Below are 22,753 nucleotides of genomic sequence, written 5' to 3' on the forward strand. Positions count from 1 at the left end.
GGCTTCACCCTCGCACGCGTCGCCTTAGCGAATGCGCGCACATACCTCGGTAGCGGAGAAGAAGTAGGCGATTTCACGAGCGGCGGACGCCTCGGAATCGGAACCATGCACCGCGTTCTCGTCGATGGACACGGCGAAATCGGCACGAATGGTGCCCGCAGCCGCTTCTTTCGGGTTGGTGGCGCCCATCAGCTCACGGTTCTTGGCGATGGCATCTTCACCTTCCAGCACCTGAACGATAACCGGACCCGAGACCATGAAAGCCACCAGATCCTTGAAGAAGCCGCGCTCACTGTGCTCGGCGTAGAAACCGCCAGCTTCGCGCTCGGACAGCTGCACCATTTTCGAGGCGACAATGCGCAGGCCGGCCTTTTCGAAACGGCTAACGATCTCGCCGATTACGTTCTTGGCAACAGCGTCGGGCTTGATGATGGAGAAAGTACGTTGAACAGCCATGTGTAACTCCAGAAACGGTGGGTAATACGAAAAATTAAACCCGCGAATTATACGCGGGTTCTGGTTAATTGCATAAGAGCAGGCGAACCGTATGCCTCAAGTAACCGCCAGAGCGCGGGACTCGCGACAGATGCCGGCTCGCTTGCAGCTTACTGCCGACCTCACTCGGCCTCTTCGATCCAGGCGGCCTGAATGGCCTCAAGCACTTTCTCGCCACCGCGCTGCGGATCGTCGGAAAATTCCGGCAAAGCCAGCACCCAGCGATGCAGATCGACGAAGTTGACCAAGCGAGGATCAACGTCAGGCTTGCTTTCCGCCAACTGGATCGCGATTTCCAGCACATCGGTCCATTTGAGGCTCATGACCAGCTCCTTTGCCGAATATTCAGTGCCCTTCTGACACTTGATTAATGGTGTACCTGGGGATTTCTACCACCAGATCCTGCTCATCCACCACGGCCTGACAAGACAGTCGCGAATTAGGCTCCAGGCCCCAGGCCTTGTCCAGCATATCGTCTTCCAGTTCATCGGATGCCTGCAGAGAAGCAAAACCCTCGCGAATCACCACATGACAGGTCGTGCAGGCGCAGGACTTCTCGCAGGCATGCTCGATGTCGATGCCATTGCGCAGGGCGACGTTGAGCACGGTTTCGCCCGGCTGCGCCTCGATCACCGCCCCTTCAGGGCAATGATCGGCGTTGGGCAGAAAAATCACCTGCGGCATGCTTATTCCTCGATTTCATTGAGACTACGGCCAGCCAATGCGGCTTTGACCGTGGCATCCAGGCGACGAGCGGCAAAGGCATCGGTCACCTGGGTCAAACGTTTGGTTTGCTGCTCGATGGCCAGGCCATCGCTACCCGCCATCAGCTCGCGCAACTGCTGGATCTGCGCCTCGATAGCCTGACGCTCATCGGCCTCCAGCAAACGCTCGCCATCGGCCTGCAAGGCGGCCTCTACCGCCTCCAGCAGACGCCGGGCATCCACCTGTTGCTCGCGCAACACACGGGCGACCTTGTCGTCACCGGCATTCTGGAACGAGTCCTGCAGCATGCGTGCGATTTCGCCATCGGTCAGCCCGTAGGACGGCTTGACCTGGATGCTCGCCTCGACACCCGAGGCCAGCTCGCGGGCCGCCACGCTAAGCAGGCCATCGGCATCGACCTGAAAGGTCACGCGGATCTTCGCCGCACCGGCGACCATCGGTGGAATGCCGCGCAACTCGAAGCGCGCCAGGGAACGACAATCGCTGATCAGCTCGCGCTCGCCTTGCAGCACATGAATCATCATGGCCGCCTGACCATCCTTATAGGTGGTGAAGTCCTGAGCACGCGCCACCGGAATGGTGGTATTGCGCGGGATGACCTTCTCCATCAGCCCACCCATGGTTTCCAGGCCAAGCGACAGCGGGATCACGTCCAGCAGCAACAGCTCTTCACCCTCACCACGCTTGTTACCCGCCAGGGCATCGGCCTGGATCGCGGCACCTATGGCCACCACCTCGTCCGGATCGATATCGGTCAAGGGCTCGCGGGCGAACATCTCGGCGACCGCCTGGCGCACCCGCGGCACGCGGGTCGAACCACCGACCATGACCACAGCTCCAACCTCTTCCAGCTCGATGCCGGCATCGCGCACGGCACGCCGACAGGCCTTGAGGCTGCGCGCCAGCATCGGCTCGATCAACGCCTCGAACTGTTCGCGACTCAACTGCCCCTGCCAGGCACCATGACTGAGCTGGGCCGTAGCGCAGGTGGTCAGGGCTTCCTTGGCTATGCAGGCGGCCTGAAGCAGACTGCGCTGCTCGCCCGGATCGAGGTCGGCAGACAAACCGGCCTGCTCTATCATCCAGCCAGCAATCGCATGATCGAAGTCATCGCCGCCCAGGGCACTGTCGCCACCGGTAGCCAAGACTTCGAACACGCCGCCGGTCAGACGCAGAATGGAGATGTCGAAAGTGCCGCCGCCCAGGTCATAAATCGCCACCAGGCCTTCGGCATGCTGATCCAGACCATAAGCCACGGCGGCCGCGGTCGGCTCGTTGAGCAGGCGCAGTACATTCAAACCGGCCAGGCGCGCAGCATCCTTGGTGGCCTGACGCTGGGAATCGTCGAAGTAGGCCGGCACCGTGATCACCGCACCAACCAGCTCGCCCCCCAGGGCAGCTTCGGCACGCTGGCGCAGCACCTTGAGGATATCGGCAGACACTTCGACCGGGCTTTTCGGACCCTGTACGGTCTCGATGAAGGGCATGTGCGACTCGCCCTCGACAAAGCGATAGGGCAACTGCTCGCCCAACTGCTTGACGTCAGCCAGGCCGCGACCCATCAGGCGCTTGACCGACAGCACGGTATTCAGTGGATCAGCGGAGGCGGCCAGCCTGGCGGCCTCGCCGACTTCGACACGATCGGCGTGGTAGCGCACCGCCGATGGCAGTATGACCTGCCCCGCGGCATCGGCGATCGGCTCGGACAGGCCACTGCGCACGGCAGCGACCAGCGAATTGGTGGTACCCAGATCAATGCCAACCGCCAACCGACGCTGGTGGGGCTGGGGGCTCTGTCCGGGCTCAGCGATCTGTAGTAAGGCCATGATTAATAAATGCTTATCTGTATATCAGGCGTGCCACGTAGGGCTGCGCGAGGGTTAATCGTCGAGGCGCTCTTCCAGCTGGCGAACCTCGTGGGAAAGCTTGTCGAGAAACTGCAGGCGACGCATCAGGCGCTCGGCCTCGGCGCGACGCTGTGGATCATCCCAACAAACGGCAAAGCGCTCGTTCAACTCATCCTGAGCAATCTTCAGGCGGCGCTTGAACGTCGCCACACCCGCCAAGTCGGCGCTGTCCTGCAGGTCTTCCAACTCTTCACGCAGCTGCATCTGCTGCAACAGGAAGTCCGGATCCTGCACCGTGACCTCCAGGGGCAATTCCGGCCCACTCAGCGCCAGCAGGTAACGCGCGCGCTTGGGTGCACTTTTCAGCGTGCTATAGGCCTCATTGAGGCTGGCGGAATGCTCCAGCGCCAAGCGTTGCTCACGCTCGGAGGCATCGGCAAAGCGATCCGGATGGACATTGCGCGCCAGCTCGCGATAACGCACGGCCAACTGCTCAAGATCCAGACGGAAGCTCGGCTTGAGATCGAACAGGGCAAAATGACAAGGACTACCCACTAGGGTCTGACTCTCAGATGTTGAAGCTTTCGCCGCAGCCACATTCGCCACGCACGTTAGGATTGTTGAACTTGAAACCTTCGTTCAAGCCTTCCTTGACGAAGTCCAGTTCGGTGCCATCGAGGTACACCAGGCTCTTGGGATCGATGATCACCTTGACCCCGTGAGTCTCGAACACCTGGTCTTCGCTAGCGGCCTCGTCGACAAACTCCAGCACATAAGCCAGGCCCGAGCAGCCGGTAGTGCGCACGGCCAGGCGGATGCCGTCGCCCTTACCGCGCCCTTCAAGCGAGCGCCGCACATGCTGAGCGGCAGCTTCGGTCATGCTGATAGCCATCGACAACCTCCTTAGAGCAAACCTTTTTTCTGCCGATAGTCACGCACGGCTGCCTTGATGGCGTCCTCGGCGAGTACCGAGCAGTGGATCTTCACCGGCGGCAACGCCAATTCTTCGGCGAGCTGGGTGTTCTTGATGGTTTCCGCCTCATCCAGGGTCTTGCCCTTCATCCACTCGGTGGCGAGGGAGCTGGAGGCAATCGCGGAACCGCAGCCATAGGTCTTGAACTTGGCGTCTTCGATGACACCCTGCTCGTTGACCTTGATCTGCAAGCGCATTACGTCACCGCAGGCAGGCGCGCCGACCATGCCGGTACCGACATCCGGGTCTTCGGCATTCATCTTGCCTACGTTGCGCGGATTTTCGTAATGGTCAATGACCTTTTCACTGTAAGCCATGCTGGTATTCCTCTCTCATCAGGGGCTGCTCAAGGGCAGCTTTAGTGTGCAGCCCACTCGACCTTGGACAGATCCACACCCTCTTTGAACATATCCCACAGCGGCGACAATTCGCGCAGCTTGGTGACCGCCTCGCGAACCTTCTGCGCGGCGTAATCGACTTCTTCTTCAGTGGTGAAACGACCGAAGGTAAAACGGATCGAACTGTGCGCCAGCTCGTCATTACGACCCAGGGCGCGCAACACGTAAGACGGCTCCAGCGAAGCCGAGGTACAGGCCGAACCCGAGGATACCGCCAGGTCCTTGAGCGCCATGATCAACGACTCGCCTTCGACATAGTTGAAGCTGAGGTTGAGGTTGTGCGGCACGCGCGAGGTCATGCTGCCGTTCACGTACAGCTCTTCCAGGCCATCGACTTGCTCGAAGAAGCGATCACTCAACGCCTTGATGCGCTGGTTTTCCTGGACCATTTCTTCCTTGGCAATGCGGAAGGCTTCGCCCATGCCGACGATCTGGTGAGTCGCCAGGGTGCCGGAGCGCATACCACGCTCATGGCCACCGCCATGGGTCTGGGCTTCCAGGCGCACACGCGGCTTGCGTCGTACGTAGAGCGCGCCGACACCCTTGGGACCATAGGTCTTGTGGGCCGAGAAGGACATCAGATCGACCTTGAGCTTGTCCAGATCGATTGCCACCTTGCCGGTGGACTGCGCCGCATCAACGTGGAACAGCACACCCCGCGAGCGGGTCAGCTCACCAATACCGGCGATGTCATTGACGGTGCCGATTTCGTTGTTCACGTGCATGATCGACACCAGAATGGTGTCCTCGCGCAGCGCCGCCTCGACCATGGCCGGCGTGATCAGCCCGTCTTCGCCCGGCTCGATATAGGTCACTTCGAAGCCTTCGCGCTCCAACTGGCGGGTGGTATCCAGCACCGCCTTGTGCTCGATCTTCGAGGTGACGATGTGCTTGCCCTTGCCACTGTAGAAGTGCGCAACGCCCTTGATTGCCAGGTTGTCCGACTCGGTGGCGCCTGAGGTCCAGACGATTTCGCGCGGGTCGGCATTGACCAGTTCGGCAACCTGACGACGACCGTTTTCAACCGCCTCCTCGGCCTTCCAGCCAAACACATGGGAGCGCGATGCCGGATTGCCGAAGTTGCCATCGACCAGCAAACACTCACTCATCTTTTGTGCCACACGCGGATCGACCGGAGTGGTGGCGGAATAATCGAGGTAAATCGGCAATTTCATTGATCTTCTCCTAATCAGGTTTCTGGCCACGCGGGCCGGCACCCTACGTTCAATCGACGGTGGATGCTTCTATCTTGTCCGGGTGCGGCATCCTGCCATTGCTGCGGCGCTGATCCTGGCACTGCGCGATTTCCTGCACTTCACGGCGCGTCACCAGATCAGCCAAACTGATGCCACTAAGGAACTCATGAATCTGCTGACTCAGGTCGCACCACAAATGATGGGTCAAGCAGGTATCGCCGCCATGGCAATCTCCCTGGCCCTGGCAGCGCGTGGCATCGACCGATTCGTTGACCGCATCGATCACTTCAGCCACCTGAATGCCCTGCATGTCGCGCGACAACTGATAACCACCGCCAGGACCACGCACACTGGAAACCAGATTGCCGCGGCGCAGCTTGGCAAATAGCTGTTCGAGGTATGACAGAGAGATGCCCTGACGCTCGGAAATATCGGCCAGGGACACCGGCCCATGCTGCGCATGTAGCGCCAGGTCGAGCATGGCGGTAACGGCGTATCGGCCTTTGGTGGTCAGTCGCATGAGGGGGTTACCACGGAGTCACGATTTGCGGCGAGTATGCAATACCCGAGTGTTTGGGTCAACTATAAGACCTAGGGTTTTACTCGGGATTAGCCAGCAGCGGAGGGCGCAGCATAGCAAACCGCTCGCCAGGACGCATCAAGCCGCCGGCTTGTCGTCCTGATCCTTGCACACCCCGACGAAGTCCTCGTCACGCAACGCTGGCAACTCCTTGGCGCGGTAGTCACTGCCCAGCTCGTTGAGCGCCTTGCACATGCCTTCCAGGCGCCCATCAACCGCCTGCAAGTGATCGAGCAACTGACCAATGGCGCGCGCTATCGGATCCGGCATGTCCTGACCGACACCATAGGCATCGAAGCCCAGTTTTTCCGCCATGGCCTGGCGCTTGGCCGCTTGCTCGTCATCCACCTTGACGATGATCCGCCCGGGAATGCCGACTGCAGTCGCCCCGGCCGGCACCTCCTTGGTCACCACCGCATTGGAGCCGATCTTGGCCCCCGCCCCCACCGTGAACGGCCCGAGCACCTTGGCACCCGCTCCGACCACCACACCATCTTCCAGTGTCGGATGGCGCTTGCCCTTGTTCCAACTGGTGCCACCCAGGGTCACGCCCTGATACAGGGTGACATCGTTACCGATCTCGGCCGTCTCGCCGATGACGATGCCCATGCCATGGTCGATAAAGAAGCGCCGACCGATCTTCGCCCCCGGATGGATCTCGATCCCGGTCAGCCAGCGCCCCAGATTGGAGACCACCCGCGCCAACCACTTCCAACCGGAGGTCCACAGCGCATGGGCCAGGCGATGCAGCCAGACCGCATGCAGGCCCGGGTAGCAGGTCACCACCTCGAGCGCATTGCGCGCCGCCGGATCGCGATGGAATACGCCCTGGATATCTTCCCGCATGCGCTCAAACATCAGTTTTCCCCTGCTTATGGTGCTCACCACGCGCCGCCTTGACAGTTTCCGTCAGAATGCCACGCAAGATATTCATTTCCAGCTTACTGATACCACTACGACCGTACAGGCGCCGCAAGCGGCTCATCAAGTGCCGCGGCTTGGCCGGATCGAGAAAACCAATCTCGACCAGGGCGAGTTGCAGGTGCGCATAAAAGGACTCCAGCTCATCCGTCGTCACCGGCTGGGAACTCTGAATCGCCGTGGTCTCCAGCTTGAGCACCTTGGTCGGTTTATTCTGCGCCGCCAACCAGGCCATGCGCACCTCATAGGCCAGCACCTGGACTGCCGCCGCCAGGTTCAGCGAACTGAAATCCGGATCGGACGGAATGTGCACATGGAAATGACAACGCTGCAGCTCCTCGTTGGTCAGACCAGCGTATTCACGACCGAACACCAAGGCTACTTCGCCCCCTTGCAGGGCCTGCTCGCACGCCGCCAGCCCGCACTCGCGCGGATCGAGCAATGGCCAGGGAATGCGCCGATCGCGCGCACTGGTACCCAGCACCAGACTGCAACCGACCAGCGCCTCCTCAAGCGTGCCTACCACCTGCGCAGCCTCAAGCACATCGGTCGCACCCGAAGCCCTGGCCACCGCATCGCCACTGGGAAAGTCCATCGGATCGACCAGCACCAGGCGCGACAGGCCCATGTTTTTCATGGCGCGCGCAGCACCGCCGATATTGCCGGGATGACTGGTATTAACCAGAACCACTCGAATATTTTGCAGCAACGCAAACGCTCACATGGGCAGCCAAGGGCAGCAAAGCTTACAGAACCACCCAAGGTAATGCCATGCAAGACACAGACGGCACTTCATCCACCCGCCTTTTCTGCTAATATGGCCGGCTTTCTTTAACGACCCAGGTGAATCGCCCATGCAGCCCATGCTGAATATCGCCCTGCGCGCAGCCCGTAGCGCCGGTGAAATGATTTTCCGCTCGATCGAACGCTTGGACGTCATCTCGGTCGACGAGAAAGATGCCAAGGATTACGTGACCGAAATCGATCGCTCCGCCGAGCAGTTGATCATCCAGGCACTGCGCAAGGCTTATCCGACCCACGGCTTCCTCGGCGAAGAAGGCGGCCTGATCGAAGGCAGCGGCGACGGTGCCGATTACCTGTGGATCATCGATCCGCTGGACGGCACCACCAACTTCATCCGCGGCGTGCCGCACTTCGCCGTCAGCCTGGCCTGCAAATACCGCGGCCGGCTGGAGCATGCGGTGATCATCGACCCGGTACGCCAGGAAGAATTCACCGCCAGCCGCGGCCGTGGCGCCGCCCTCAACGGGCGCCGCCTGCGCGTCAGCTCACGCAAGAGCCTGGAAGGCGCCCTGCTCGGCACCGGCTTCCCGTTCCGCGACAGCCAGCTCGACAACCTGGAAAACTATCTGGGCATGTTCCGCAACCTGGTCGGCCAGACGGCCGGCGTTCGTCGTGCAGGCGCCGCCAGCCTCGACCTGGCCTACGTGGCCGCAGGGCGTTTCGATGCCTTCTGGGAATTCGGCCTGTCCGAATGGGACATGGCAGCCGGCGCCCTGCTGATTCAGGAAGCAGGTGGCCTGGTCAGCGACTTCACCGGTGGCCACGAATTCCTCGAGAAAGGCCAGATCGTCGCCGGCAACACCAAGTGCTTCAAGGCAGTTCTGACGGCCATCCAGCCGCATCTCTCCGCCTCAATGAAACGCTGACTGCGCGATAAATTAAAAAACCGGCCAAGGGCCGGTTTTTTATTACCCAGAAAAAAGCGCCCCGCAGGGCGCCATTCCATCTGCAGGGTTACTCGGCCGTTTCGGCCAACACCAACTGCCCGTCCTTGGTCGGAATCCGGCTGCCTGGATCACTGGCCATGCGCACCCGACCTTCCTCACCATCCAGCTGATACTTGACGTCATAACCGACTACTTTCTCGCTGGTATCGGTCACGGTACGGCAGCGGTTTTCAGTGGTGGTATAGGTGGCGCCAGCCTGCATATTTTCCTGCACCTTGTTACCGGCGTAACCACCACCGACAGCACCGGCCACGGTGGCGATCTTCTTGCCAGAACCGCCACCTACCTGATTACCCAGCAAACCGCCGACCACCGCACCGATAGCCGTACCGGCAATCTGATGCTGGTCCTTTACCGGCTTCTGCCGGGTCACGGTAACGTCTTCACAGACCTCACGCGGGGTCTTGATCGTTTCCTTGACCGGCTGTACGGCCAGAACTTCCGCGTACTCGGGACCACTTACCAAGTTGTAAGTGGCGACCGCACCGCCTGCCGTCACACCGACAGCACCCAGCACAGCACCAACGAGCATTGATTTGTTCATGAGAACTCCTGATTTTCGCTTATTCGGCGCATGGCGCCTGATCTCCGAGCATCAGACCGGGGCGATGCGCAGCAAGTTCAATACTTGCGCACAGCGCCCACTCAGCCAGACTCAGAGGTTGTGAACATATCGAGTGCCGTCGCGAACGCCTTCAGGCGTTCGCGACGAGGCGCGCCAGGTGAAAGCGAGGACGTTTAGCGACGGCGCAGCAGGCGGAGTTATTTCACCGCCGCTCAGGGCCGCTCGTCGACCTCTTCGGCCGCCACCGGCGGAATCAGATCCTCGACAGTCAGACTCAGCCAAATCAGCGTCGCGTTGGAGATATAAATCGACGAATAGGTACCCACCAGCACGCCCACGAACAATGCGAACGCGAAGCCGAACAGGTTGTCGCCGCCAAAGACCAGCAGAGCACCCACCGCCAGCAGGGTCGAGATCGACGTAGCCAGGGTGCGCAGCAGGGTTTGCGTGGTGGAGATGTTGATATTCTCGATCAAGCTGGCCTTGCGCAGCACCCGGAAGTTTTCGCGCACCCGATCGAAGACCACGATGGTGTCGTTCAACGAATAACCGATGATCGCCAGCAGCGCCGCCAGCACCGTGAGATCGAAGGTGATCTGGAAGAATGACAGAATGCCCAGGGTGACGATGACGTCATGCACCAGGGAGACGAAGGCACCCACGGAAAACTTCCACTGAAAGCGGAAAGCCAGGTACAGCATGACCCCGCCCAGCGCCAGGAGCATGCCCAGACCACCCTGGTCACGCAATTCCTCTCCCACCTGCGGCCCGACGAACTCGACCTTCTTCACCTGAAGCCTGTCGCCCCCCTGCTGCAACACAGTGGCAACCTTATCGCCCAAATTCGCATCATCGCCCTGCATGCGCACCACTACTTCGGTAGTGGCGCCAAAGCTCTGCACCACGGCATCGCCATAGCCGGCGCCAGCCAGCTGCTGGCGAATTTTGCCGAGGTCTGCCGGCTGCTCATAGGCCAGCTCGATCTGCGTGCCGCCGGTAAAGTCCAGGCCGAAGTTGAGGCCTTTGATGACCAGACTGCCCAACGCGATAAAGGTCACGACCAGGGTGAGGACGAGCGCAATCTTGCGCACACCCATGAAGTTAATTACACGATTCATCTCAGCCCCTTAAATCCACAACTTCTTCAGGTCACGCCCGCCGAAGCTCAGGTTGACCATGGCTCGCGTCACCAGAATGGCGGTGAACATCGAGGTGAGAATGCCCAGCGACAGCGTCACCGCAAAGCCCTTGACCGGACCGGTACCCATGGCGAAGAGAATCCCACCTACCAACAACGTGGTCAGGTTGCCATCGACAATCGCCGAATAGGCGCGATCGAAGCCCTCATGAATGGCCCGCTGCACCGACATGCCATTGGCGATTTCCTCGCGAATCCGCGAGAAGATCAGCACGTTGGCATCCACTGCCATACCCATGGTCAGCACGATACCGGCGATACCCGGCAACGTCAGGGTGGCGCTCAGCAGCGACATCAGCGCCAGCAGCAGCACCATGTTGAAGCCCAGGGCAATGGTCGCCAGCACACCAAAGAAACGGTAGATCGCAATGATGAACAACGAGACGAACAACATGCCCCAGAGCGATGCATCGACACCCTTGGCGATGTTGTCAGCGCCCAGGCTCGGGCCGATGGTGCGCTCTTCGGCAAAGTACATTGGCGCCGCCAGGCCACCGGCACGCAGCAACAACGCCAGCTCGGTCGACTCGCCCGGACCATCGAGACCGGTAATACGGAACTGGCTGCCCAGCGGCGACTGAATGGTCGCCAGACTGATGATCTTCTTCTCTTCGACGAAGCTCTGGATGGCGACTTCCTGCTCGACGCCATCGACAACCTTGCGCAGGTAACGCACGGTCGGCTTCTGCTCGATGAAGATCACCGCCATGCTGCGCCCGACGTTGCTGCGCGTCGCCCGGTTCATCAGCTCGCCGCCATGGCCATCCAGACGGATATTGACCTGCGGACTGCCATTCTCGTCGAAGCTGGCCTGGGCATCGGTCACCTGATCGCCGGTGATGATCAGCTCACGCTCCAGCTGCGCGGGCGGACGCCCTTCTTCGCGGAACTCGAAGGCCTCGGTCGAGGCCCTTGAGGCATCGGAAGCGGCAGCCAGACGGAACTCGAGGTTGGCCGTCTTGCCCAGAATACGCTTGGCCTCGGCGGTGTCCTGCACACCCGGCAGCTCGACCACGATACGGTTGGCGCCCTGACGCTGGACCAGCGGTTCGGCCACGCCCAACTCGTTGACCCGGTTACGCACGGTGGTCAGGTTCTGCTTGATCGAATACTCGCGAATTTCCGCAAGCTTGGCCTGGGTCAGAGTCAGACGCAGCACCTGCAAATCGTTACGCTCGACCGCATTCAACTCGAAGTCGGAGAACTCCTTGCGAATCAGGCTCTCGGCCTTTTCCAGGGTCGCCTCGTCGACGAAACCCAACTGAATCGCACCGTTGAGCTCAGGCAGGCTGCGGTAGCGCACGCGTTCCTTGCGCAGCACGCTCTTGACTTCGCCCTCGTAGACCTTGCGCCGTGCATCCAGCGCCTTGTCCATATCCACTTCCAGCAGGAAGTGCACACCACCGGACAAGTCCAGACCCAGCTTCATCGGCCCCGCACCCAGGTTGCGCAACCAGTCGGGAGTGGTCTGCGCGAGGTTCAAGGCAACCACGAAGTCTTCGCTCAGCGCCCGACGCACGACATCCTTGGCTGGCAGTTGATCGGCCTGAGCAGTCAAACGGATCAGTCCGGCTCGGCCCTGCGCAGCAAGCTCCAGCGCCTTGACCTCGATACCAGCTTCGCTCAGCGCGCGACCGGCACGCTCCAGATCGGCCTGTTCGACCTGCATGGCAATATTGCTGCCACTGATCTGGATCGCCGGATCATCTGGATACAGGTTGGGCGCGGAATAAAGAAAGCCGATCGCCAGCACAGCCAGGATCAGCAGGTACTTCCAGAGGGGGAATTTGTTGAGCATGACGCCGCCCGTTATGAAGCGGGGCGCATTAAGCGCCCCGTCGAATGGTAAAAAGTCTGCTACTTAGATCGCTTTCAGCGTGCCCTTGGGCAGGGTCGCGGCGATGGCCACTTTCTGAATCTTCAGTTCGACGGTGTCGGACACTTCCAGCACCACGAAGTCATCGCTGACCTTGGCCACTTTGCCGGCGATACCGCCGCTGGTCACGACCTCGTCACCCTTCTGCAAGGTGCCGAGCAGGTTCTTGTGCTCTTTGGCACGCTTGGCCTGGGGGCGCCAGATCATCAGATAGAAGATGACCAGAAAGCCGACCAGAAACACCCACTCGAAACCAGAACCAGCCGGACCCGCCGGGGCGGCGGCATCGGCAAAAGCCGCAGGGATCAAAAAGCTCATGTAACACTCCTGTTGGAAACCATTTAATAACGTTGATTATCAGTCCAGCGGCGGGACCGGCAGGCCACGACGGGTATAGAAGGCATCGACAAAGGCCGCCAATGTACCCTGTTGGATAGCCTCGCGCAAACCAGCCATCAGCCGCTGATAGTGCCGTAAGTTGTGGATTGTATTCAGCATGCTGCCCAGCATTTCGCCACATTTATCCAAATGATGCAGATAGGCACGGGAGAAATGCTGGCAGGTGTAACAATCACAGGTCGCATCGAGTGGCGAGTCGTCATGTCGGTGCACCGCATTGCGAATCTTCAACACCCCGGTCTCGACGAACAGATGACCATTGCGCGCGTTGCGGGTCGGCATCACGCAGTCGAACATGTCCACCCCGCGGCGCACGCCCTCGACCAGATCCTCAGGCTTGCCGACCCCCATCAGATAGCGCGGCTTGTCCGCCGGCAGCAGGGCGGGCAGGTAATCCAGCACGCGGATCATCTCTTCCTTCGGCTCGCCGACCGACAGGCCGCCAATCGCCAGGCCGTCGAAATCCAACGCACTCAAACCTTCCAGCGAACGCACGCGCAGCTCTTCATGCATGCCACCCTGAACGATACCGAACAGCGCCGCCGTGCTGTCGCCATGCGCCTCCTTCGAGCGCTTGGCCCAGCGCAGCGACAGTTCCATGGAGCGCTTGGCCACATCGAATTCGGCCGGATAAGGCGTGCACTCGTCGAAGATCATCACGATGTCGGAACCCAGGTCGCGCTGCACCTGCATCGACTCTTCCGGCCCCATGAACACCTTGGCGCCATCCACCGGCGAGGCGAAATACACCCCCTCCTCCTTGATCTTGCGCATCGCCCCCAGGCTGAACACCTGGAAGCCACCGGAGTCGGTCAGGATCGGTCCCTGCCACTGCATGAAGTCGTGCAGATCACCGTGGCGCTTGATCACCTCGGTGCCCGGCCGCAGCCACAGGTGAAAGGTATTGCCGAGGATCATCTGTGCGCCGATCGCCTCGATGTCGCGCGGCAACATGCCCTTGACCGTGCCATAGGTACCCACCGGCATGAATGCCGGCGTCTCGACCACACCACGGGGGAAGGTCATGCGCCCACGCCGCGCCTTGCCATCGGTCGCCAGCAATTCGAAAGACATCCGGCAGGTGCGCGTCATACGTGATCCTCTGGCCCGCGCGGCGCGGGGTTGCGGGTGATGAACATGGCATCGCCATAACTGAAGAAGCGATAACCTTCGGCGACCGCACTTTTATAGGCCGCCATGGTTTCCGGGTAGCCGGCGAATGCCGAAACCAGCATCAACAAGGTCGATTCCGGCAAATGGAAATTGGTCACCAGGGCATCGACCACACGCAGCGGCCGGCCCGGGTAAATAAAGATATCGGTGTCGCCGCTGAACGCCTTGAGCACACCATCGCGTGCCGCACTTTCCAGCGAGCGCACGCTGGTAGTACCCACCGCGATCACCCGCCCACCACGGGCACGGCAGGCTGCAACGGCATCGACCACCTCCTGACCGACCTCCAGCCACTCGCGGTGCATGTGGTGATCTTCGATGCGCTCGACCCGTACCGGCTGAAAAGTACCGGCCCCGACGTGCAGGGTCACGAAGGCGCTCTCGACACCCCGCTCGGCAATGCTCGCCAGCAACGCCTGATCGAAATGCAGCCCCGCAGTCGGCGCCGCCACCGCACCGGCGCGCTTGGCATAGACGGTCTGATAACGCTCGCGATCGGCGGCATCGTCCGGGCGGTCTATATAAGGAGGCAACGGCATATGGCCGACCCGATCGAGCAGCGGCAAAACCTCTTCGGCAAAGCGCAACTCGAACAGCGCGTCATGCCGCGCCAGCATCTGCGCCTCACCACCGCCATCGAGCAAAATCGTCGAACCCGGCTTGGGCGACTTGCTCGAACGCACATGGGCCAAAACCCTATGACTGTCCAGCACCCGTTCGACCAACACCTCGAGCTTGCCGCCAGACGCCTTCTGCCCGAATAGCCGCGCAGGGATCACCCGGGTGTTGTTGAACACCATCAAGTCGCCGGGGCGCACATACTCCAGCAGATCACTGAACTGACGGTGCGCCAGCGCACCACTGGGCCCATCCAGCACCAGCAAGCGGCTGGCACGGCGCTCGGCGAGCGGATGGCGGGCAATAAGAGCGTCAGGCAGCTCGAAATCAAAGTCGGCAACGCGCATGTTTGGCAGGGGTCGTCTAGCAGGGCGGCAAAGCTTACCGGAAATAGTCCACTCTGGCCACGCAAGTGGATTGACCAAGACCAAAGGCATCCCTATACTTCGCCGCCATTGTGCCCCGGTGGCGGAACCGGTAGACGCGGCGGATTCAAAATCCGTTTTCGAAAGAAGTGGGAGTTCGAGTCTCCCCCGGGGCACCATATTTAGCGTCAAGAAGCACGAGAAACGCCCGAAGAGCCGGCCCTAGCGCCGGTTTTTTATTGCCTGCGGTTCCCCCCCCCTCCCGCCCTTAACGATCCCACGGAAAGATAAATGGATCGGTGAACAGATTGAGTTCGAGCTGATGATCCAGCCTCAGCGGAGGCGATTCAAGCAACAGTTTGCAGTGCATGCCCACTCACCGGCGCGCACTGCCAAAACACCGATTGCCGGCACACGAAAAGCAACCATATTACGCCTGAAACACAGGCCCGGCGGGGGTTGGCATTTGCCTTTGAGTTAGCGTAGAGTGCTTTCCACTGTGTTTGCATGGGTCGCCGTAAATCGTGGCCTGGTGCAGTAGATCGTCCGATCCGCTAGATCCCGTTCGACGTCGCATTACTCCTTGCAACCAGTCTCAGTCCTCTATCGATGGAGGCTGTCATTAACTCTAGGTTCAAGGATATAAGACATGTCGATTCGTCAGCAGGGTACCGTCAAGTGGTTTAACGACGAGAAAGGTTTTGGTTTCATCACGCCAGAAAGCGGTCCGGATCTATTCGTGCATTTCCGCGCGATCGAGGGCAGCGGTTTCAAGAGCCTGAAAGAAGGCCAGAAAGTCAGCTTCGTTGCTGTACAAGGTCAAAAAGGCATGCAGGCCGACCAGGTTCAAGTCCAGGAATAACCCTGCTGTTTTGAACAACCCCTGATGGCAACGTCGGGGGTTTTTTTATGCTCACGAACACCACGAATCACACCGCCAAGACCTAGCGCCTTATTGCATAGCGAGCCCACCATGCCCAAACACCTGCTGCGCCCGCAGGGTGATTTCCCCTCTGCCGGATTGATCCGCCGTCTGGCCGCCATGTTCTATGACTTTCTGCTATGCCTGGCCCTGCTGATCGTCGTGACCTTTGCCTACAAACTGATTCTGATGGGTTTCTACGGCGAAGCGCAGCTCAAGCAGCTCTCCGATGCCGGCGCACTGGATGGCGACCCGCTACTGTCCACCCTGCTGGTACTCAGCCTGTTTGGCTTCTTCAGCAAGTTCTGGACGCACAGCGGCCAGACACTGGGCATGCAGGTCTGGGGCATTCGCATCCAGAACGCCGACGGCACGGCCATCAGCCTATGGCAGGCATTGCTGCGCTTTCTGGTCGCCATAGCCTCCTGGCTGTGTCTGGGACTGGGGTTTTTCTGGGTGCTCTGGGACAAGGAGAAGCGCAGCTGGCATGACATCTACTCCGCCAGCCGCACCGTGCAACTGCCGAAGAATATTCACAAGGACAAGCCGTAGAAACGAAAAAGCCGGCTCAGCGCCGGCTTTTTTGTCGACTGCAGCAACTAGCCCGCGCGGCGCAACAGCCAGACACCGGCCAAGGCGCAAACCGCCGTTGGAATCAGTACGGCGAACAGTGGCGAGAAGCCGAATACCAGACTGGAAGGCCCGAGCAGGTCCTGGGCGATGCGAAACACGAAGCCCACAACCACACCGGTGAAGACCCGCTGGCCCAGGGTCACCGAGCGCAAGGGACCGAAGATGAAGGAGATCGCCAGCAACACCAGCGCCGCTGTCACTGCCGGCTGCAAGACCTTGCTCCAGAACGCCAGCCAATACTGACCGTTGTTCAAACCCTGCTCGGCCAGGTAATGGATATAGCGCCACAACCCTGTTACCGACAACGCTTCAGGCTCCAGCACCACGGTGCCTAGCAACTGGGGGTTCAATTCGACGTCCCAGCGTTCATTTGGCGTTTTTACCACCTCGGTGCTGCGCTCACGAAAATGCGTGGTCGCCACATTCTCCAGCTGCCAGTGATCGCCCTGATACTGTGCGCGCCGGGCAAAGCTGGAAGACAGCATATGGCGCTGATCATCGAAGCGGTAACGGGTTACACCAAACAAGACGCCGTTGGGCTGCACCGCATTGATGTGCACGAATTCATCGCCCTGGCGATGCCACAAGCCGCGCTTTGAACTCTGCGCCTCGCCACTGCCCTGAGCCATGGCGCGATCGGCCTGAGCCCGGTTTTCGCCCCAGGGCGCCAGGTACTCGCCGATCAGAATGCCTACCAGCATCAACACCAGCATCGGTTTCATCACCGCCCAGACGATACGCCCGATCGAAACCCCGGCGGCACGCATGATGGTCAGCTCGCTGTTGCTGGCCAGACTGCCCAGGCCGATCAAGCAGCCGATCAAGGCTGCCATCGGCAGCATCTCGTAGACGCGCCGCGGCAGGGTCAGGAAGACGTACCAGGCCGCATCCCGCAGGCCGTAACTACCCTCGACATCGCCCATCTCGTCGATAAAGGCAAACAGCAATGCCAAGCCAACAATGACCCCCAGCACCGTGAGAATCGCGAAAAATACCTGGGTGCCGATGTAGCGATCCAGTCTAAGCATGAGTCACCCCCGACCCGGCACGGCGACTCGCCCACTTCAGGCGCAAGGGTTCCCAATAGAGCAACACAAGACCAATCAACAGAAATACTCCATGCACCCACCACAGCCCTAAGGCCTGAGGGATTCGTCCTTTGTCCAGGGCGCTGCGCGCAGCGATCAGCAGCGCCAGGTACGCCATATACAAGAGGATTGCCGGCAGCAGCTTGAGAAAGCGGCCTTGCCGTGGATTGACCCGCGACAGCGGCACTGCCAGCAGGGTCACGATGAACACCAGCAACGGCAGCGACAGGCGCCACTGCAACTCGGACTGCAGGCGCGGATTGTCACTGCCGATCAGGTCGCGAGTCGGCACGGCTTCACGCTCACTGATCTCGCCACTGACCGATGGCTTGGGCAACAGCACGCCGTAGGTGTCGTACTGGATCGCCCGGTAGTCGGCCTGACCTGGATTGCCGTCGTAGCGGTAACCATTCTGCAGGATCAGATAGCGACTGCCATCGGCCTGGATCTCCTGGCGCCCGCTTTCCGCCACCAGCACGGTGATGCCGCGCTCCTTGTCGCCCTCACGGGAAAACCGCTTCTCGGAGATGAAGATGCCGGCCAACTCACCGCGATCCTCCGACAGCTCCTTGGTATAGGTCACCCGCGAACCGTCCTTCATGGCCTGGAACCGCCCGGGCACCAGGGTATCGAACTCGGTCAGGGCATCCTGCTCGTTGAAAATCTTCGCCACCTGCGCCACACCCTGCGGCGCCAGACCCATGCTCAACCAGGCCACCAACAGGGCGACCAGCAAGGCCGGTGCCAGACTGTAGACCAGCAAGCGCTGCTGACTCATGCCCGTGGCCGAGAGCACCGTCATCTCGCTGTCGAGATAGAGCCGGCCGTAGGCCATAAGGATGCCGAGGAACAACCCCAGCGGCAGGATCAGCTGCAGGAAGCCCGGCAGGCGAAAGGCCATGATCATGAACAACACGCCCGGATCCAGCAATCCCTGGGCCGCCTGCGCCAGGTACTTGATGAAACGGCCACTCATTATGATCACCAGCAGTACGGCACTCATCGCACTCAAGGTAACCAGCACTTCACGAGACAAATAACGGAACACGATCAAACCAGACACTCCAGGGTTGTCAGGCTCAGGCGGCTACGATCACACTAGCCGCACTGCTTGCCGGTTCGCACACAGACGAACCATCGGAAAAATAACCGGCATTATCCTGCAATAACGCCTCATTGTCTTGGGAACACCACGCCATGGAATTTATTGTCAAAAGCGCTCGTCCGGAAACCCTGAAAACCGCCACCCTGGTCATTGCCGTCGGCGAAGGCCTCAAGCTCGGTGAAACGGCGAAAGCAATTGATAACGCCAGCGCCGGGGCGATCAGCGCCCTGCTCAAGCGCGGCGACCTCGCCGGCAAACTTGGCCAGACCCTGCTCGCCCACAACCTGCCCAATCTCAAGGCCGAGCGCGTACTGCTGGTCGGCAGCGGCAAGGAGGCTGAACTGTCAGACCGCCAGCTGCGCAAAATGCTCACTGCAGTGTATGGGGTATTGAAAACCCTGGGCGGCAGCGATGCGGTGCTGGCCCTCGGCGAACTCCAGGTCAAAGGCCGCGACGCCTATGGCAAAGCCCGCCTGATCGTCGAAAGCCTGGCCGATGGCGGCTATCAGTTCGATCGATTCAAGAGCGAGAAGGCCGACGCCAAGGCCTTGAAGAAGCTGATCCTGCTCAGCGACAAGACCGAACAGGCCGAGGTCGAACGCGCGGCCAAGCATGCCCAGGCGATTGCCGGCGGCATGGCGTTCACCCGCGATCTCGGCAATCTGCCGCCGAACCTGTGCCACCCCAGCTACCTGGCCGAAGAGGCCAAGACCCTGGGCAAGACCTACAAGAACCTCAAGGTCGAGATTCTCGACGAGAAAAAGCTCAAGGAACTCGGCGCCGGCGCCTTCCTCGCCGTGGCCCAGGGCAGCGACCAGCCACCGCGGCTGATCGTGCTCAACTACCAGGGCAGCAAGAAAACCGAAAAACCCTTCGTCCTGGTCGGTAAGGGCATCACCTTCGATACCGGCGGCATCAGCATCAAACCGGCGTCCGGCATGGACGAGATGAAGTACGACATGTGCGGCGCCGCCAGCGTGTTCGGCACCCTCAAGGCCGTGCTCGAACTGCAGCTGCCGATCAACCTGGTGTGCCTGCTGGCCTGCGCCGAGAACATGCCCAGCGGCGGCGCCACCCGTCCCGGCGACATAGTCACCAGCATGAGCGGGCAGACCGTGGAGATCCTCAACACCGACGCCGAAGGCCGTCTGGTGCTGTGCGACGCCCTGACCTACGCCGAGCGTTTCAAGCCGCAGGCCGTGATCGATATCGCCACCCTCACCGGCGCCTGCATCGTCGCCCTGGGCGGCCACACCTCGGGCCTGATGGGCAACGACGACAACCTGGTGCAGCAGCTCCTCAAGGCCGGCCAGTCTGCCGACGACCGCGCCTGGCAGTTGCCGCTGTTCGACGAATACCAGGAACAGCTCGACAGCCCCTTCGCCGACATCGCCAACATCGGCGGGCCGAAAGCCGGCAGCATCACCGCGGGCTGCTTCCTCTCGCGCTTCGCCAAGAAGTACCACTGGGCGCATCTGGACATCGCCGGCACCGCCTGGATCAGCGGCGGCAAGGAAAAAGGCGCCACCGGCCGGCCAGTGCCGCTGCTGACCCAATACCTGCTGGATCGCAGCGACAAGACTGCCAGCTGACACGACATGCGGCAGGGCCTCGGCCCTTGCCTTCTTGTTGTAGGAGCGGGGACTCGGCGTCCCCCGCTCCTACTCAATCTGGAGACCGATAGTGCGCATCGAGTTTTACGTTCTCTCCTCCGCCGCCCCGGCAGACCGCCTGCGCGCCGCCTGCCAACTGGCGACGAAAGCCTGGCGGCATGGCTTGCCGGTGTTTCTGCGCGGTTGCGACAGCGCGCAATGCACTGCGCTCGACGAACTTCTCTGGCATTTCAAGGCCGAAGCCTTTGTGCCGCACAACTTGCATCAGGACGACCCGCAAGCGCCGGTGGTGATTGGCCTGGATGAGGAGCCGAACACCCGGCAAGGCGTGCTGATCAACCTGAACCCGAACCTTTCGCCCTGTGTCGAACACTTCAGCCGGGTGATCGAGATCGTCAACCAAGAACCCGATCTATTGACCGCCTGCCGGGAGAATTTCCGCAGTTACCGCCAGCGTGGCTATGATCCGAAACGAGTCGAACTTTAAGTTCTGCACCATGGACACACCAAAACCGCCGCAAAAACCCACCCACCTGCTGGACGACCTCGAGTCGATCCGCCAGCTGCTGGGCGAGGAAAACCTCGATCCGCCACTGCTGACCGACTCGATCGATCCGGACAGCATTCCCCTGCTCTCGGACATCGTCACCCCGCCGCCAGCAGCGATTCCGCCACCAGTCGCCGAACCCGTCCCGGCGCCCCAGGCTACGCCCCTGCGCAGCAGCATCCAGCAATCCCTCAACCGTGACCGCGAACTGAGCCGCCTGGACAGCGAACTGCGCGCCGCCGCCGAGCTGATTCTGCAGGATGTGATCGACGACTTCGTGCCGCAGATCGAAGCCGAACTCAAGCGTCGCCTGCAAGCCCGCCTGAGCCGCCTGCTGCCGCCACGCAAGTAATAATTCCCGTAGCCCGGATGCAATCCGGGAGCGATTTACCAGGCGCAGAAATCCCCGGATTGCATCCGGGCTACGGGTTGATCGGCCCCGCCAGTCCGCAACTCCCAGCCCGGCCTTACGCCCCGCGCACCTTCCCCGCTATACTTGTCGGCTTTTCCGATCAGCCGTCATAAGGGTCCCGCCGCGCATGGACAAGACCTACCAGCCGCACGCCATTGAAACCGCCCTGTACCAGAACTGGGAGGCGAACAACTATTTCGCCCCGCAGGGTGCGGGCCAGCCTTACACCATCATGATCCCGCCGCCGAACGTCACCGGCAGCCTGCACATGGGCCATGGTTTCAATAACTCGATCATGGATGCGCTGATCCGTTTCCGCCGCATGCAGGGCCGCAAAACCCTGTGGCAACCCGGTACCGACCACGCCGGCATCGCCACCCAGATGGTGGTCGAGCGCCAGCTGGCTGCCGAGGGCATTGGCCGGCATGACCTGGGCCGCGAGAAATTCCTCGAGAAAGTCTGGGAGTGGAAGGAGCAGTCCGGCGGCACCATCACCCGGCAGATCCGTCGCCTGGGCAGCTCGGTGGACTGGTCGCGCGAGCGCTTCACCATGGACGACGGCCTGTCGGAGGCCGTGAAAGAGGCCTTCGTGCGCCTGCACCAGGACGGCCTGATCTACCGCGGCAAGCGCCTGGTCAACTGGGACACCAAGTTCCATACCGCGATCTCCGACCTGGAAGTGGAAAACCACGACGAGAAAGGCAGCCTGTGGAACCTGCGCTACCCGCTGGCCGACGGCAACAAGACCGCCGACGGCAAGGACCATCTGATCGTCGCCACCACCCGCCCGGAAACCATGCTCGGCGACAGCGCGGTGGCGGTTAACCCCCACGACGAACGCTACCAGGCGCTGATTGGCACCTATGTTGAGCTGCCGCTGGTTGGCCGGCGTATCCCGATCATCGCCGACGACTATTGCGACCCCGAGTTCGGCACCGGCTGCGTGAAGATCACCCCGGCCCACGACTTCAACGACTACGCCGTCGGCAAGCGCAACAACCTGCCGATGATCAACGTCATGACCCAGGACGCCAACATCCGGGGCGTGGCAGAAGTATTCAATGCCGATGGCACCGAAAACACAGACATCGACGGCACCCTGCCGAGCGCCTACGCCGGATTGACCCGCGAGGCGGCCCGCAAACAGATCGTCGCCGACATGGAAGCCGAGGGCCTGGTCGAAAACATTGAGGATCACGTGCTCAGCGTTCCCCGGGGTGACCGCTCCGGCCTGATCATCGAGCCGATGCTCACCGATCAGTGGTTTGCCGATGCCAAGACCCTGGCCAAGCCGGCCATTGAAGCGGTAGAAGACGGCCGGATCCAGTTCGTGCCCAAACAGTACGAGAACA

At 60.9% G+C, this 22,753-nt stretch carries 26 protein-coding genes and 1 tRNA gene; 8 read left to right on the forward strand and 19 right to left on the reverse strand.

Annotated features, from left to right (window positions below; genetic code table 11):
• Positions 1-24: 24 nt before the first annotated feature.
• From ndk to trmJ, 11 genes are all read right to left on the reverse strand, one after another.
• Positions 25-456, reverse strand: coding sequence for a nucleoside-diphosphate kinase (gene ndk, locus R3355_RS02490; RefSeq protein WP_090504340.1), 432 nt, complete (start codon positions 454-456; stop codon positions 25-27).
• A 161-nt stretch (positions 457-617) separates the two neighbouring features.
• Positions 618-818, reverse strand: a complete 201-nt coding sequence (gene iscX, locus R3355_RS02495) for a Fe-S cluster assembly protein IscX (RefSeq protein ID WP_318959911.1) — start codon at positions 816-818, stop codon at positions 618-620.
• Positions 819-840: 22 nt separating this feature from the next.
• Entirely contained in the window at positions 841-1,179 is a 339-nt protein-coding gene (gene fdx, locus R3355_RS02500; RefSeq protein WP_318959912.1) for an ISC system 2Fe-2S type ferredoxin, read from the reverse strand.
• Between the two features lie 2 nt (positions 1,180-1,181).
• Positions 1,182-3,047: a Fe-S protein assembly chaperone HscA gene (hscA, locus tag R3355_RS02505; RefSeq protein ID WP_318959913.1), complete on the reverse strand. Its 1,866-nt coding sequence runs from the start codon at positions 3,045-3,047 to the stop codon at positions 1,182-1,184.
• 54 nt (positions 3,048-3,101) lie between these two features.
• Positions 3,102-3,623, reverse strand: a complete 522-nt coding sequence (hscB, locus tag R3355_RS02510) for a co-chaperone HscB (RefSeq protein WP_318959914.1) — start codon at positions 3,621-3,623, stop codon at positions 3,102-3,104.
• Between the two features lie 13 nt (positions 3,624-3,636).
• The gene (iscA, locus tag R3355_RS02515; protein WP_079203000.1) at positions 3,637-3,960 is read right to left on the reverse strand and encodes an iron-sulfur cluster assembly protein IscA; all 324 of its coding nucleotides are present in this window, start codon (positions 3,958-3,960) and stop codon (positions 3,637-3,639) included.
• 11 nt (positions 3,961-3,971) lie between these two features.
• The gene (iscU, locus tag R3355_RS02520) at positions 3,972-4,358 is read right to left on the reverse strand and encodes a Fe-S cluster assembly scaffold IscU (RefSeq protein WP_131175082.1); all 387 of its coding nucleotides are present in this window, start codon (positions 4,356-4,358) and stop codon (positions 3,972-3,974) included.
• Between the two features lie 41 nt (positions 4,359-4,399).
• Positions 4,400-5,614: an IscS subfamily cysteine desulfurase gene (locus tag R3355_RS02525; protein WP_318947676.1), complete on the reverse strand. Its 1,215-nt coding sequence runs from the start codon at positions 5,612-5,614 to the stop codon at positions 4,400-4,402.
• A 49-nt stretch (positions 5,615-5,663) separates the two neighbouring features.
• Complete coding sequence (iscR, locus tag R3355_RS02530; RefSeq protein WP_318947675.1) at positions 5,664-6,155, reverse strand: Fe-S cluster assembly transcriptional regulator IscR; 492 nt, start codon at positions 6,153-6,155, stop codon at positions 5,664-5,666.
• A 138-nt stretch (positions 6,156-6,293) separates the two neighbouring features.
• On the reverse strand, positions 6,294-7,073 hold the full coding sequence (gene cysE / locus R3355_RS02535) for a serine O-acetyltransferase (RefSeq protein WP_318947674.1): 780 nt from the start codon (positions 7,071-7,073) through the stop codon (positions 6,294-6,296).
• On the reverse strand, positions 7,066-7,845 hold the full coding sequence (trmJ, locus tag R3355_RS02540) for a tRNA (cytosine(32)/uridine(32)-2'-O)-methyltransferase TrmJ (protein WP_318947673.1): 780 nt from the start codon (positions 7,843-7,845) through the stop codon (positions 7,066-7,068). Before trmJ ends, cysE begins: the two co-directional genes overlap by 8 nt.
• Positions 7,846-7,990: 145 nt before the next feature.
• Between trmJ and suhB the strand changes: the two genes are divergently transcribed.
• Positions 7,991-8,806, forward strand: coding sequence for an inositol-phosphate phosphatase (gene suhB / locus R3355_RS02545; RefSeq protein ID WP_318947672.1), 816 nt, complete (start codon positions 7,991-7,993; stop codon positions 8,804-8,806).
• A gap of 88 nt (positions 8,807-8,894) precedes the next feature.
• Here the strand turns inward: suhB and R3355_RS02550 are convergent, their stop codons facing one another.
• The 6 genes from R3355_RS02550 to queA all read right to left on the reverse strand — a co-directional run bounded on the left by R3355_RS02550 (position 8,895) and on the right by queA (position 15,063).
• Positions 8,895-9,431, reverse strand: coding sequence for a glycine zipper 2TM domain-containing protein (locus R3355_RS02550; RefSeq protein ID WP_318959915.1), 537 nt, complete (start codon positions 9,429-9,431; stop codon positions 8,895-8,897).
• Between the two features lie 233 nt (positions 9,432-9,664).
• Positions 9,665-10,570, reverse strand: coding sequence for a protein translocase subunit SecF (gene secF / locus R3355_RS02555; RefSeq protein ID WP_318959916.1), 906 nt, complete (start codon positions 10,568-10,570; stop codon positions 9,665-9,667).
• A gap of 9 nt (positions 10,571-10,579) precedes the next feature.
• Positions 10,580-12,448 carry a protein translocase subunit SecD gene (gene secD / locus R3355_RS02560; protein WP_318959917.1) on the reverse strand — a complete coding sequence of 623 codons (1,869 nt, stop codon included), beginning with the start codon at positions 12,446-12,448 and terminating at the stop codon, positions 10,580-10,582.
• A gap of 63 nt (positions 12,449-12,511) precedes the next feature.
• Positions 12,512-12,844 (reverse strand): preprotein translocase subunit YajC, encoded by a 333-nt coding sequence (gene yajC, locus R3355_RS02565; protein WP_318950264.1) that lies wholly within the window; start codon positions 12,842-12,844, stop codon positions 12,512-12,514.
• A 39-nt stretch (positions 12,845-12,883) separates the two neighbouring features.
• Positions 12,884-13,999: a tRNA guanosine(34) transglycosylase Tgt gene (tgt, locus tag R3355_RS02570; protein ID WP_318959937.1), complete on the reverse strand. Its 1,116-nt coding sequence runs from the start codon at positions 13,997-13,999 to the stop codon at positions 12,884-12,886.
• A 14-nt stretch (positions 14,000-14,013) separates the two neighbouring features.
• Positions 14,014-15,063, reverse strand: a complete 1,050-nt coding sequence (gene queA, locus R3355_RS02575) for a tRNA preQ1(34) S-adenosylmethionine ribosyltransferase-isomerase QueA (RefSeq protein ID WP_318959918.1) — start codon at positions 15,061-15,063, stop codon at positions 14,014-14,016.
• A 112-nt stretch (positions 15,064-15,175) separates the two neighbouring features.
• On the opposite strand from queA, the gene R3355_RS02580 reads away from it, so the two are divergent.
• The 3 genes from R3355_RS02580 (at position 15,176) to R3355_RS02590 (ending at position 16,555) form a co-directional block, all read left to right on the forward strand.
• Positions 15,176-15,260, forward strand: a tRNA-Leu gene (locus tag R3355_RS02580).
• A gap of 470 nt (positions 15,261-15,730) precedes the next feature.
• Positions 15,731-15,943 carry a cold-shock protein gene (locus R3355_RS02585; protein ID WP_318959919.1) on the forward strand — a complete coding sequence of 71 codons (213 nt, stop codon included), beginning with the start codon at positions 15,731-15,733 and terminating at the stop codon, positions 15,941-15,943.
• A 111-nt stretch (positions 15,944-16,054) separates the two neighbouring features.
• Complete coding sequence (locus R3355_RS02590; protein ID WP_318950270.1) at positions 16,055-16,555, forward strand: RDD family protein; 501 nt, start codon at positions 16,055-16,057, stop codon at positions 16,553-16,555.
• 47 nt (positions 16,556-16,602) lie between these two features.
• On the opposite strand, the gene lptG is transcribed toward R3355_RS02590, so the two are convergent.
• Positions 16,603-17,664 carry an LPS export ABC transporter permease LptG gene (gene lptG, locus R3355_RS02595; protein WP_318950272.1) on the reverse strand — a complete coding sequence of 354 codons (1,062 nt, stop codon included), beginning with the start codon at positions 17,662-17,664 and terminating at the stop codon, positions 16,603-16,605.
• On the reverse strand, positions 17,657-18,778 hold the full coding sequence (gene lptF, locus R3355_RS02600; RefSeq protein WP_318950274.1) for an LPS export ABC transporter permease LptF: 1,122 nt from the start codon (positions 18,776-18,778) through the stop codon (positions 17,657-17,659). Before lptF ends, lptG begins: the two co-directional genes overlap by 8 nt.
• 143 nt (positions 18,779-18,921) lie before the next feature.
• On the opposite strand from lptF, the gene R3355_RS02605 reads away from it, so the two are divergent.
• The 4 genes from R3355_RS02605 to R3355_RS02620 form a co-directional block, all read left to right on the forward strand.
• Positions 18,922-20,421, forward strand: coding sequence for a leucyl aminopeptidase (locus tag R3355_RS02605; protein WP_318959920.1), 1,500 nt, complete (start codon positions 18,922-18,924; stop codon positions 20,419-20,421).
• 88 nt (positions 20,422-20,509) lie between these two features.
• The gene (locus tag R3355_RS02610; RefSeq protein ID WP_318959938.1) at positions 20,510-20,929 is read left to right on the forward strand and encodes a DNA polymerase III subunit chi; all 420 of its coding nucleotides are present in this window, start codon (positions 20,510-20,512) and stop codon (positions 20,927-20,929) included.
• Between the two features lie 10 nt (positions 20,930-20,939).
• The gene (locus R3355_RS02615) at positions 20,940-21,341 is read left to right on the forward strand and encodes a DNA polymerase III subunit chi (RefSeq protein WP_318959921.1); all 402 of its coding nucleotides are present in this window, start codon (positions 20,940-20,942) and stop codon (positions 21,339-21,341) included.
• Positions 21,342-21,528: 187 nt separating this feature from the next.
• Positions 21,529-22,753 (forward strand): class I tRNA ligase family protein (locus R3355_RS02620; protein ID WP_318959922.1); only part of this gene is annotated, 1,225 nt, incomplete at its 3' end.

This window comes from Pseudomonas sp. (assembly GCF_033723075.1).
Lineage (GTDB): Bacteria > Pseudomonadota > Gammaproteobacteria > Pseudomonadales > Pseudomonadaceae > Aquipseudomonas.

Coding starts and splice junctions, on each gene's coding strand:
- ndk (WP_090504340.1), bottom strand. CDS start 456: ATGGCTGTTCAACGTACTTTCTCCATCATCAAGCCCGACGCTGTTGCC.
- iscX (WP_318959911.1), bottom strand. CDS start 818: ATGAGCCTCAAATGGACCGATGTGCTGGAAATCGCGATCCAGTTGGCG.
- fdx (WP_318959912.1), bottom strand. CDS start 1,179: ATGCCGCAGGTGATTTTTCTGCCCAACGCCGATCATTGCCCTGAAGGG.
- hscA (WP_318959913.1), bottom strand. CDS start 3,047: ATGGCCTTACTACAGATCGCTGAGCCCGGACAGAGCCCCCAGCCCCAC.
- iscA (WP_079203000.1), bottom strand. CDS start 3,960: ATGGCTATCAGCATGACCGAAGCTGCCGCTCAGCATGTGCGGCGCTCG.
- iscU (WP_131175082.1), bottom strand. CDS start 4,358: ATGGCTTACAGTGAAAAGGTCATTGACCATTACGAAAATCCGCGCAAC.
- R3355_RS02525 (WP_318947676.1), bottom strand. CDS start 5,614: ATGAAATTGCCGATTTACCTCGATTATTCCGCCACCACTCCGGTCGAT.
- iscR (WP_318947675.1), bottom strand. CDS start 6,155: ATGCGACTGACCACCAAAGGCCGATACGCCGTTACCGCCATGCTCGAC.
- cysE (WP_318947674.1), bottom strand. CDS start 7,073: ATGTTTGAGCGCATGCGGGAAGATATCCAGGGCGTATTCCATCGCGAT.
- suhB (WP_318947672.1), top strand. CDS start 7,991: ATGCAGCCCATGCTGAATATCGCCCTGCGCGCAGCCCGTAGCGCCGGT.
- R3355_RS02550 (WP_318959915.1), bottom strand. CDS start 9,431: ATGAACAAATCAATGCTCGTTGGTGCTGTGCTGGGTGCTGTCGGTGTG.
- secF (WP_318959916.1), bottom strand. CDS start 10,570: ATGAATCGTGTAATTAACTTCATGGGTGTGCGCAAGATTGCGCTCGTC.
- secD (WP_318959917.1), bottom strand. CDS start 12,448: ATGCTCAACAAATTCCCCCTCTGGAAGTACCTGCTGATCCTGGCTGTG.
- yajC (WP_318950264.1), bottom strand. CDS start 12,844: ATGAGCTTTTTGATCCCTGCGGCTTTTGCCGATGCCGCCGCCCCGGCG.
- tgt (WP_318959937.1), bottom strand. CDS start 13,999: ATGTCTTTCGAATTGCTGGCGACCGATGGCAAGGCGCGGCGTGGGCGC.
- queA (WP_318959918.1), bottom strand. CDS start 15,063: ATGCGCGTTGCCGACTTTGATTTCGAGCTGCCTGACGCTCTTATTGCC.
- R3355_RS02585 (WP_318959919.1), top strand. CDS start 15,731: ATGTCGATTCGTCAGCAGGGTACCGTCAAGTGGTTTAACGACGAGAAA.
- R3355_RS02590 (WP_318950270.1), top strand. CDS start 16,055: ATGCCCAAACACCTGCTGCGCCCGCAGGGTGATTTCCCCTCTGCCGGA.
- lptG (WP_318950272.1), bottom strand. CDS start 17,664: ATGCTTAGACTGGATCGCTACATCGGCACCCAGGTATTTTTCGCGATT.
- R3355_RS02605 (WP_318959920.1), top strand. CDS start 18,922: ATGGAATTTATTGTCAAAAGCGCTCGTCCGGAAACCCTGAAAACCGCC.
- R3355_RS02615 (WP_318959921.1), top strand. CDS start 20,940: ATGGACACACCAAAACCGCCGCAAAAACCCACCCACCTGCTGGACGAC.